Raw genomic sequence first — 10,656 nt, forward strand, 5'->3', positions numbered from 1 at the left:
CTTTTATTAAGCATTTGCCAAATCAATATGAAACAGAAATTGCTTCAGAAGGATCGAATTTAAGTCAAGGACAAAAACAACTTCTTGCGATTGCACGAGCAATTTTAGCAGATGCAGATATATTAATTCTCGATGAAGCGACATCTAATATTGACACAAGAACAGAATTACAAATACAAGCAGGACTAAATAATTTAATGAGAGGTCGCACAAGTTTTGTGATCGCTCATCGACTTAAAACAATTGAAAAAGCAGATCAAATCCTTGTTATAAAGGATGGGGGAATTTTAGAAAGAGGGAATCATGAATCTCTGATAGAAAAACAAGGTTGTTACTATAACTTATTTATTAATCAGTTTTAATATGATAGTTGATATATGGATGCTCTTTAACCAGAGAAATTGAAATTTTTAATGAAAATAATAAAGTGTAAAAAGGGTTGATGCAAATAAGAGATACGCTCCAAATGACATTGTATTCAGTATTGTATGGGGCTGCAGAAAATATCGACAAGTATTTAAAGGACTTTTTTATTCTTTATGCAGACTATATTGTTTCTGGTCTTTCTTTTGTTAGTCTCCCTCTATCCCAACATACTTCAGATGAAATTTTACTCACTATCAATCAAATTTTAAGATTTTGTACAAGCCGTGTATTAGTATATTGAATAAATAATTATTTGGTGGCTTAAAACAACTATTACAAGAAATCGATGTTGAAATGAGCATACTCAGAAATATACTTTAGCATATTTCTGAGTATGCGGTTGTAAAAGCAACACATGAGATTTATTAAATGCTTTTAGAAGTCACAAAATTGTTATTCAGGTTGGAATAAAATCTAAGGATGATATTATTCATAAAAGAAATAAGTTTATAACTCTAAAATATTCAGAAACAGTGCAATCGATTGTTTGGTAAGCATGGAATACATCGCTAATTTTCTCAATAAACAGATAACTAACAGGTAGGCACCTTGTACAATGAGGTGCCTACTGTTCATTGCTCTAAAATATTGTTTATTTCCGACAGTTCCATATTTGTAAACTTCGCAATATCTTTTATATCTATGCTATGGATAAGTTGCTCTTTTTCGGTTAACTTTTATCCTTGACTACCAACTGTAACTACTTTATGGTTTTTCATTTTATTGAGATGTTGTGAAACAGTGGAAGGTAAAAACATTCAGGGGCTTTTTCTATATTAATTGATGTAAAATTTGGATACGAACAAGATAAGCGAACCCCCAACTATTTCAGCATTTCGTTCAAAATCGTTCAGTTCTATGTAAAAGGCAGTTTTCACCTTCTTTCTCCTCACTCTTTTCCCCTCGTATAAAACGTTTTTTCGTGAACGAATAATCTGAAATTTTACATCTCGTAAACAATCTTGCAACATTCACCTTCTCATCTTATACTAAAAAATACTAATCAAAACTAGAAGTGACTGATGATTAAAAGCCATTTAACAAGCTTTGCAAAATAAAGACAATGTACAATTGCTTGGAGTTGGTACATTCGAAGTGTGAGAACGTGCTACAATCCGATCGGAGTCCACAAACAGGAGAAGCTATCACAATCCCTGCAAGGAAAGTACCTGCATTTAAATCAGAAAAGCAATTAAAAGAAGTTGTAACAAACTAAACACTTGCCTCACTATTATTCTAGAGAAGCATGGAACCATAGGTATTCATGCTTCTTTTTCTGTTAGAATCGAACTGTAGAAATTGCATGTTTATAAACCAGTTGGCTTTTGTTAGCAGCCTCTATCCATACGGCATACATATCATGCCTTTTTAACGTTTCTTTAATATGAAATTCATTAATTAAAATTAACGTAATGACACCCTTTTTGCAACACTTCTTTTAATAATCGTTCCGGAATCGAGATGGTCTATTTGGTTTTTTCTGTCTAACCTTCTTTTTTATTTCTCAATTTTATGAATGTTATTATAACCCTCCCAAAGCTGTTTCGCACCTTCTGGATTCAATGTTAGCTTTCCATTTGCTAGTTTGATATTTTGTGCAGACACTGCTCCGTTTATAGGACGCGCTTCATACCCTTTATATTTCTTGAAGTTAATATTTTTGCCGTCTACAAAAATTTCTGACAAATATTTTTCAAATAGGCTATTTTATATATTGAATTTTTATTTTTATTTATCTGAATTTTAAGTATAATTTATAAGATTATACTTTCATCCCAAATAGGAGTGATTTTCATGGCTACATCTCATTTTCTTCAACTACACAAACAAATTACGGAACAAAAACAGAGGTTGTATCTATTGGTTCAAATACATGGATACAAGCACCCACTTGTCCGTTCCTGTAGTCAAGAATTAGATCGATTAGTAGTTCTTGTTATGCGTTCTCACGCCTCTTAACGAAAGAAGTATTCTGATTCGGTAAGAAAACCAAATTAAAATACTTCTCAATGCATACTATTTAAGTTTTAGATGCAAATATATACATATGCAAACCTAAATTAACAGATTAGTTAGTTTTTATAGAAATTGAAAGATTGCCTACTTTAAAAAAGCTCCGTTTTGTATAAAAAATATGAATAAAATGCTATTATATTTGAATTTCTAGTCAATTCAATGAATCCAAGTAACATTTGTTATTTCTTATTCAAACGTGTACTGAATCACTCTAAATTTTACAATCAATATTACATGTTTAAAATGTGAATTTCTTTCATCCTTACGATATATTAAAAATAGTCAATTAATATCGGGGTTATTATGAAAAACGGTACCTTTTTAAAGAACATTTTATTCAATTGTATATTGGCTATCTTCTGAAACATATAAACTAGCCGTATTCACTTTTATACTACATTTTCCTAATCGTCGCTTCACTTCCGATTGTAATTTTTTATTTGCTTCCTCTAAAGAACTTGCTGGAATAATCGTAGATTGTGAGTTTGTTACCTTGCCACTATACATCACTGAAAAGTTAAATTCATATTGATGTATCAAGATTCCTTCACTCCTTTTTCTGTTAAATTTCCTCACAAATTATTCTTATTTCTCGCTTGTTTCTGTAGTTTCTGGGGATGGATGCGCCTTGGCGGTACAGACCAACTTTGTTTTAATCTGATAATCGCAATTCCTACAAGTAAAATCAAAAAACTTGTAGGAAAATATCTTGGTTCTCCCACGACATACATAAAGAAGACGTCCCGCGCAAACAGAACATTCGCGATTATCATTTGTTTCTGTGCAATCGAGGAATTTCCTACCAAACTAGGCGTGAAAAATCCAATGCTTAGTAAAATATATGTAAGGACCTAAAAAAATCATCCTCCCTCCTCTTTTTCTCAAAAAAACTGTTTAAGTTACTTAAAAGACATTCCCTCATTCGATATCAAAATGTATTCATGCAATGCAAAGATTAATAGAAGAATCAAATGAAGAAGTCAAGGTATCCGCATGGGCGGAAAAATTGGAATAATTACGTCCTTCTGCTGAATTAAAAAGGGAAAAAGAGTTGAATTATATTCATTACTATTTACAGAACAAGAGATAGCATCTTTCGGAAATTCCTTTTATCATCGTCTTAATGCAGGTTCTTTTGAAGAGCAGTGGATAGGACACAGATTAATGATTGTTATTCAGAATAATCAAGAAGTTTTAATTGCTCGCTTCATTAATGGTCAAATTCCACTTTCTATTCAAACCCCTCATCTAATATTAGTTTTACTAGCTAAGGAAGATATTCTAAAAGATATGATGATGAAAGTTGTTGGGATTATTTTGGTCAAGAACAGATTGATACATTATGGAAAGGAAATGTTTTATTGACTTATATTGTTCAAAATGTGAAGAAATGAGGTTAGCTTCCTATGTATGTAGAGTTTTTTATGGAGGCATTGATTGTTTTATCACCGGGCCTTGATTTTTTAATAGTTAGGAAAAATAGTTTAGGAATAGGTATTGCTAGTGCATTAATTGTACATGTAACCGTTCGAAGGCACTGCTAGAGAGTTCAAAAAAAGTTCGACACGCTCTTTAGATCAGGGATTTCGTGAAGGTGTATTGTGTAAACTATTAAACCCAAAAGCTCCATTATTTTTTAAAAGTGTATTTTCACAATTCATTGGGCATCACACACCAAATTGGGTGCATTGGATATATGGTGGTGAAATTATAATTGCAGTGGGACTGTGGTTTACTTTATTAACAATATTAATTTCAGATAATTATTTTTAAAAAATCTATCAAAAGAAATATGCATTGGTTTAATCGTGCAATAGGAGCGTCTTAATTATTTTTGCATGTACTATGGGAATTACTGCATCTTCAATCTAACAGGAGTTGAATCAAATGACAAGATTATTATATGAAGAGCATAGTTTATTTAAATGAATGTGAAGCAGAGATCGTTTCAGCTAATGAAAATGGTATGGTATTAAACCAAACCATTTTTTATCCAGGTGGTAGTAGCCAATCTTGTGAACTTGGAAAAATTAAACATGGAAATAAGTCATATGAAGTATTAAAAGTTAAAAAAATAGACAATGAGATTATTCATGAACTGGATTGTTCAATACTTGATTTAAAAAAAGGAGTTACACTACAAATCGATTGGGATTGGCGTTTTCAAAATATTTATTATCATATATTATTACATGTGATTTCTGGTTATTTATATAAATAGTGCAATGCCTTGCTATTAGTAGTTAAATTGAAAAAATCATGCAATGATTGAGGATATCGTTGAACAGGCATGCGGTGTAAAACTATAAAAAAGAGACAAAACTTAGGAGTGCTATTTCTTATCCTAGATTTTGTCTTTTTTATGGCACTATATCGTAAGCGTTCTACATAAACCTATTGAATAACAAAACAGGTAGTTTAAACTAACTGGGTCGTAGAATCCCTTTCCCTATCAACTATAATTAGAACGTATGATTTTGTTGTAAGTGAACTATGTATTAAGTAAAAAGCGAGGATTTCTACCGAAACCTTTTTGTATGCCGTTAATTCAAACTGTGTTGTACAAAAATATCCTGATTTTGGACAGAATAATCCTGCAAATCATTTTTTTCTTTTTTAATCATGTACATAGCTTCGCACATGTAGTGCAATTTTTATTTATATTGTCAGCCTGCATACGCATATAAAAACTAATTTGAAAAAGATCTGTTCTGTAAAAATGTTAAAACTCTGTTAAAGGTAACAAGACCTGCTTCAGTATTCATTTTAAATTGAAACTCATGTGTTAGCTCACCCGAACTATGTTTATTAAAGAAAAGACTATCTCCTTTTCGTCTTAAAACTGATGCTAAATCTTTTCCATGTTCTTCAAATGAACCTTTGTTTCCATCTGTAATAAAGGTGTAGGGGTATTGGCTCGTGACATAAGATAGAATAGAAGCAGTTTGAACTTTTGACGATGCTTCCCAATTTTTTTCATCCAAATAAGCCCAACCTGTAGTGCGCATAAAATCTTGTATTTTTTTCTTTGAGTCAATCTGAGCTAGTGCAGGCATATGATACGGATCACAAAATAGAAGTACACCTTTGATGGTAGTAGGCAAAACAACCGCTTTTATTTTCATTAATTTCGCGTACTCTTCCGATGTTTGAATCTTAACGAATTGGGCAACAATTTGTGCTCCGGCAGAGTCTCCTGCAAAATAAACATGGTTTGACGGTACATTATACTTTCTTGCATTCGTTTTTATAAACGTATAAGCTTTACCTAGTTGACGTACAGGCTTAGGGTATTTATTTTTAAGAGCAAGAGCATAATTGATATTTACCACTATGTAGCCGTGCGCAGCTAATTCTACCGCATATCCAGTAAGAGCTGTTTTATCTCCTCCCACAAATCCATCACTATATACCCAAAAAATAACAGGTGTTTTTTCTTTGCGATTTTTTTGGGTACACAATATCTAATGTTTCACTTTTTGTTCATAATCAGAATTTTTTCGCTTTTTAACAAGATTGGGAAGCGAACTTTTGAAACTTGGTCAATTTGAGCCATCCGCACAGTAACACATTATGCCTCATGGAGAATAGAATCTTGGTATATAAATTCTTGTATATCCTGCAATTCCCTATTTGTCGGTATTTTTGAAATTCGGATAATTGGTATGGATGATTGTATGCTCATAAAAGTGGTAAGAATGAGATCCGTGTGGGATTTTGTGTAATCACCATTTTTCATATCCTGAATGTCGGCATGTTTAAAGTGAAAGATAGAACCGAAATGTAAACATAAAATTCCTTTTATATACATAAGCCATTTTTCCCCACCTTCAATGATTAGCCATACTTTCACATGAAGCGTACGTGCTAACATGCACGCTCCCTCTACATGCAGTGTTAAAGTTGCAATCTCTTCATCAGATATAGGAGCTCGAATGTTATATTGAATTATCCATTTTTTATATATGTTCCCTACTTTCAAAAACGTCTCATGATGTTGATTTTTTATATACTCTCCATCTTCACTAAAGGGAAAATCTATATGAGATAAAAAATAGAATTTGGAAAGAGTCTGTTTAAAATATTGTATAATGGCAAAGATAAATTCATCGTTCTCGCTAAATGTTTGTTGAAATGTATTCCCTAAAAGAATAATCAAGTCTTTTATATGTCTGTAAATTCGGACATTTTCATTTTTAAAATGTTGTAACACTTCTTTCTTATAAGCGACTAAATCTTGATGTATATAATTTGAACAATTAATCGAGAGGATAAGAAATGCCAATTCATCCTTGTTAAAATGAATATTGTTTTGTAATGAGTTCATTTTCAATACAGATTGATAGAAGGGCGTATCTGTAATCTTAATCATACAATCGGAATCTAATTTGATTACTTTTCCTTGCATCTTTTGCTCCAATAAAATAGCACTAAGGTACATTATTTTTCTTTTACATAAAGGATACAACTTAATCTTTAATTCTTTTTCTATTTGTGTGATATATTGTTGTATCGAGGCCTCATCTATTCGGGGAAATGCCCATTCATGGTCACCATGACTATTGATATAAAACGTTTGATACATAAGCATAACTGTTGTTGTCTCCCCCTGAATAGAAAGTGGATTTCTTTTTAAAATCAATCCAAAGGATTGTAGATATTGGTCTACATGCTTTAAATAATGGGACAGAGAAGACCTGGGTATATATAAACTTTCAGACAATAAATCAAGGGAGTGGACTCGGCCTTTAAAAATAGCATCTAATATGGCATAGGTAGTGTCTCCCCTGACAAATAAAGATTTTAGCTCGATACCAGAATGCTGAGCCGGTTTGTGTAAAATTACGCCTTTCCCTTTACAAACTTCTATACTCCATTGCGGAGGCAAGATATCTTTGATGATTTGGAAATCCCTTTGTACAGTTTTGATAGAGCATTTCACTTCCGAAGCTAGCTCTGAAAATGTATACCATTTTTTATTTTGCAGTAATATAGATAAAAGTTCTTTTTGTCGAGATAGTAACATGTGGGATACAGGACCTAGTGACACACAATACTAGGTTATCTCCTTTCTAAAGAATATACTCTCTCATACATTTTGGTCTATTAAACCAAAATGTATGCAAATTTTAATCCATTTGCATTCAAAATTAAGTCACATTGGATATCTTTATGAGAAATGATAGGTCCCATTATCATTTTTACAATTATAGCCGTTCTTAAATTTGTATATGCAGCTGAAATTTTCAGGATCCATATTTCTCTTCAAATAACGTTTAGAAAACATGTCTATTCATCATAATTTTTTTGAAAATTAAAAATGATGGGACGGAAAACAAATCCACATCAACACCATGTGGATTCTTTGACTCTTCTATAAGAGATCACTATATCATTTGTTGTTTTTCAGCTTCTACGTTATAATATTCCTTCATATATAGATAATTCTAATTAAAAAATATTCGGCCTTATTCATAAATACAGCAGGCTCGTATTATTACTTATTTTAAATAAAATCCCCATCAATATATCTTTTTTACAAAAACCACCAAAATGAAAGAGTTAGTTTTGTTTTTCTACTCCATCTTGATAAGATTTAGCCTTACTGTATATGGAACGACAGCTAAACGCCGGATAAGGAATATCTAGTGCCAATGATTATAAAGTAAGTTGCAACTCTTTTTCAGATTGCTTGATTATTACATAACAAGTGGCTAATTGATGATAAACAACCATATTGTTTTCTAATGAAATTTTCGGATGATTTTTACACTGTTCAAATTATTCGTACCTTTTCATTTTCTCACCATTTATATTCATCATCTGAGTTCGATCTATTTCTACAATATTTAAAACGCCTTCTTCATCTCGGAATTTTTACATCTAGAATAATTGTCTTCTTTTTCTCATCTATTTTATAACGTATAGCTGTTTCTATCTGCAAGTCATCCGGACAAAATATATAGAGCCAAGCTTCATTTCTCATAAGGGTGTGTGCTAATCGAATTGTTGGTACTATTCTTAATGAAGAAACTTGTGGATCTAAAGATGGTTAAACAGATAGCAATGAAATGAAAAAAAGATATACTGCAAACTTCTAATGCTATTATCATTCAACCAATTGTGGAAGAAATGTCCTACCATTAATACAAAACCTGTTTTCTTAAAACAAAATATAAAAGATATAAACTAACGTAATAGTAATGAGCATAGCAATATTCCAGAAGAGAATATTGAACAAGCTGATTTTGTTGCTCACGGGGTACCAGAGCATTTTATTTCTTTAGTTAACTCTTTTTACAGTGAATCTAAAACAATTCAAGAGTTTTGAAAAATTGTAAGACAGTGTATATACAACAAGTGAGAAAGCATTTATGAAAGAGCAAGAACTCACTATCAGTGTACAAGCTATGAAAGAATTTATTATGAAAGTAAAATCTAGGGTAAAAATTAAAAAAAGCTCATTTGCTTATTTCAATGGGATTGTAAACAAATTGATGGAAAAACTATATTTTAATAATGAATTTATGATGGAGAATATCTAGCCTGCACTTTATAGAATCGACCATCATAGCGCTTTTAAGGATATTAACCGAGGTGTTGCAAACCTCATAAATATCCAAAAATAAGCACATAAAAAATCCAGTTTATGGGAATTGCGATACTACCTCACACTATCTCCAGAAAGAGCTGATTTACTAGTATGATAATCAATCTTGATCAAAATCAATCCATTTTGCGAATTTTATTTGGATACGTAGACAGTTTAACTATTGGAGGCGTTTCGCCTTTGACAGGTCGCCCACTAATCTGTAAAAAAGCTCTGCTGAAATGTTTTTTCTTAAAAACCGTATTCCAAATTGACTCTTTACGTAAATTAACTCTTTTTTTGCATCAATATTCTTCATTTCGTGTATCTTATGGTTTATATTTTGTTCCTCATATTTCTATTTTTCCACTTGTGGGTAATTGGTTTCGTGAAAAGAGGATTCCAAGCATTCATGAAAAAGTTCTTCAGGAATTAAATTTAGAGCCAATTCCTTGTGTATTAATCGATAGTACTGCCTTACAAAGTAGTTTAAAATGATTCTCAAGCGAAATGGGGAAAATCTACTCATTATGGTTGGTATAAAGGGTATAAGCCCCATGTTTGTTTTACACCAGAAGATGATGTATTGTCTTACGCATTTACAACAGCGAACATCCATAATAGCAAAATGGCTCCTGTATTGCTTCAAGATATACAAGACCAAAATGTATTGTTTTCCGTTGTGGATGCTGCTTATGATAATCAGCAAATTTATGAATTGTGATATTTTTGCGGTGAATCCAATTAACCCATGCAATGGCGAACAAATTAAAAATTCATAACATCGTGTGTTATCACATTTTATAAATACAACTCTTAGAAAACAACTGTTGAAAGAGCATAGACAAATTGAACAACAGTTTAATAAACTCAAAAAAAGGGCTGGCACAAGCCCTTTTAGCTTAGTCAAAACTGCTATCTAATGCATGCACAGCTAGTTTTTTTGATTTATAATATTATATCTTTAATTTACAGGCTCAATACTATTAACATATACCTAAAACCAAAGACATGAATTTAAAAATAAAAATACGTATGTTCAAAGTTAAATTCATGCCTATTCACAGATTTGTAGTTTTTAAGACCCTTACTACTATAAAATTACCTCATTAACCAATTGATTTTATTAGTAGCGTTTTAAGCATTTTTAAAATTTATGACCCCGTTCCAAAAGGATTTACTCCACTCCACCTTGGATTAACAACTGAAATCGTACCAACTATTTTATCTGTCAATTGATCAATAACGTACACTAAATTTCCTCCTGATGACGGTGAATATATAAGGCTAGCTGGGAACGCATATTGATACATAATAGGAAACGGATTTAATGAAACTCCATCAGGTAAGCTACCACTTTGAATATTTGTAATTAGCGTGCTAGGAGAACTCGCTATATCAACAACTGAAACATTTCCACTAGTCCAATTTGAAGTATATAATTTTTGAACTATAGGATTTAAGGCTAAATCAACAGGGCCATTACTATTATTACCCAAGCTGATTGTCGCGGTAAGGACATTAGGCTCAACTGACCTGGTCAAGAAAAACTGGAACATGAAATAGATTATGCAATTGATTTTGAATACTGATACGGAGTCATTCCATTTAATGATGAGTGCGGA

General features: G+C 31.8%; 11 protein-coding genes and 4 pseudogenes. 8 read left to right on the plus strand and 7 right to left on the minus strand.

Annotated elements, in window-relative coordinates; genetic code table 11:
- Positions 1–362 (plus strand): ATP-binding cassette domain-containing protein (locus F3I02_RS16895; RefSeq protein WP_196478200.1); only part of this gene is annotated, 362 nt, incomplete at its 5' end.
- A 1,169-nt stretch (positions 363–1,531) separates the two neighbouring features.
- On the plus strand, positions 1,532–1,642 hold the full coding sequence (locus F3I02_RS34915) for an HU family DNA-binding protein (protein ID WP_374058652.1): 111 nt from the start codon (positions 1,532–1,534) through the stop codon (positions 1,640–1,642).
- Positions 1,643–1,705: 63 nt separating this feature from the next.
- Here the strand turns inward: F3I02_RS34915 and F3I02_RS33970 are convergent, their stop codons facing one another.
- Positions 1,706–1,783 (minus strand): RNA chaperone Hfq, encoded by a 78-nt coding sequence (locus F3I02_RS33970; protein ID WP_230876850.1) that lies wholly within the window; start codon positions 1,781–1,783, stop codon positions 1,706–1,708.
- A 140-nt stretch (positions 1,784–1,923) separates the two neighbouring features.
- Complete coding sequence (locus tag F3I02_RS16910; protein WP_196478201.1) at positions 1,924–2,112, minus strand: hypothetical protein; 189 nt, start codon at positions 2,110–2,112, stop codon at positions 1,924–1,926.
- 108 nt (positions 2,113–2,220) lie between these two features.
- Between F3I02_RS16910 and F3I02_RS16915 the strand changes: the two genes are divergently transcribed.
- Entirely contained in the window at positions 2,221–2,385 is a 165-nt protein-coding gene (locus tag F3I02_RS16915) for an aspartyl-phosphate phosphatase Spo0E family protein (RefSeq protein WP_196478202.1), read from the plus strand.
- A 390-nt stretch (positions 2,386–2,775) separates the two neighbouring features.
- Here the strand turns inward: F3I02_RS16915 and F3I02_RS16920 are convergent, their stop codons facing one another.
- Complete coding sequence (locus F3I02_RS16920; RefSeq protein WP_196478203.1) at positions 2,776–2,982, minus strand: hypothetical protein; 207 nt, start codon at positions 2,980–2,982, stop codon at positions 2,776–2,778.
- A gap of 624 nt (positions 2,983–3,606) precedes the next feature.
- On the opposite strand from F3I02_RS16920, the gene F3I02_RS16925 reads away from it, so the two are divergent.
- The 3 genes from F3I02_RS16925 (at position 3,607) to F3I02_RS16935 (ending at position 4,663) form a co-directional block, all read left to right on the plus strand.
- Complete coding sequence (locus F3I02_RS16925) at positions 3,607–3,807, plus strand: hypothetical protein (protein WP_196478204.1); 201 nt, start codon at positions 3,607–3,609, stop codon at positions 3,805–3,807.
- A 234-nt stretch (positions 3,808–4,041) separates the two neighbouring features.
- A complete protein-coding gene (locus F3I02_RS34920) occupies positions 4,042–4,215 on the plus strand; it encodes a LysE family transporter (RefSeq protein WP_196478207.1) in 174 nt (57 codons plus the stop codon).
- 130 nt (positions 4,216–4,345) lie between these two features.
- Positions 4,346–4,663, plus strand: a complete 318-nt coding sequence (locus F3I02_RS16935) for an alanine--tRNA ligase-related protein (protein ID WP_196478205.1) — start codon at positions 4,346–4,348, stop codon at positions 4,661–4,663.
- Positions 4,664–5,132: 469 nt separating this feature from the next.
- Here F3I02_RS16935 and F3I02_RS16940 read toward each other — a convergent pair.
- From F3I02_RS16940 to F3I02_RS33980, 3 genes and pseudogenes are all read right to left on the minus strand, one after another.
- Positions 5,133–5,913: pseudogene (locus tag F3I02_RS16940) on the minus strand (alpha/beta hydrolase); the annotation flags it as partial.
- 100 nt (positions 5,914–6,013) lie between these two features.
- Positions 6,014–7,492 carry an AcpB/EbpR/MafR family transcriptional regulator gene (locus tag F3I02_RS16945; RefSeq protein WP_308018568.1) on the minus strand — a complete coding sequence of 493 codons (1,479 nt, stop codon included), beginning with the start codon at positions 7,490–7,492 and terminating at the stop codon, positions 6,014–6,016.
- Between the two features lie 737 nt (positions 7,493–8,229).
- Positions 8,230–8,464 (minus strand): annotated as a pseudogene (locus F3I02_RS33980) (replication-relaxation family protein); the annotation flags it as partial.
- On the opposite strand from F3I02_RS33980, the pseudogene F3I02_RS16950 reads away from it, so the two are divergent.
- Both F3I02_RS16950 and F3I02_RS16955 read left to right on the plus strand, forming a co-directional pair.
- Positions 8,464–8,987, plus strand: a pseudogene (locus tag F3I02_RS16950) (helix-turn-helix domain-containing protein); the annotation flags it as partial. The pseudogenes F3I02_RS33980 and F3I02_RS16950 sit on opposite strands and share 1 nt — an antisense overlap.
- A gap of 158 nt (positions 8,988–9,145) precedes the next feature.
- A pseudogene (locus F3I02_RS16955) lies at positions 9,146–10,046 on the plus strand (transposase).
- Between the two features lie 139 nt (positions 10,047–10,185).
- Here F3I02_RS16955 and F3I02_RS16960 read toward each other — a convergent pair.
- On the minus strand, positions 10,186–10,656 hold a 471-nt coding region (locus F3I02_RS16960), incomplete at its 5' end, for a YncE family protein (protein WP_374058653.1).

Source organism: Bacillus sp. SRB3LM (assembly GCF_015712745.1).
GTDB classification, from domain to species: domain Bacteria; phylum Bacillota; class Bacilli; order Bacillales; family Bacillaceae_G; genus Bacillus_A; species Bacillus_A thuringiensis_K.

Bases quoted from the DNA above. Each gene is read 5' to 3' on its own strand.
- F3I02_RS33970 (WP_230876850.1), bottom strand. From the start codon at position 1,783: ATGTATGCCGTATGGATAGAGGCTGCTAACAAAAGCCAACTGGTTTAT.
- F3I02_RS16915 (WP_196478202.1), top strand. From the start codon at position 2,221: ATGGCTACATCTCATTTTCTTCAACTACACAAACAAATTACGGAACAA.
- F3I02_RS16925 (WP_196478204.1), top strand. From the start codon at position 3,607: ATGATTGTTATTCAGAATAATCAAGAAGTTTTAATTGCTCGCTTCATT.
- F3I02_RS16935 (WP_196478205.1), top strand. From the start codon at position 4,346: ATGAAGAGCATAGTTTATTTAAATGAATGTGAAGCAGAGATCGTTTCA.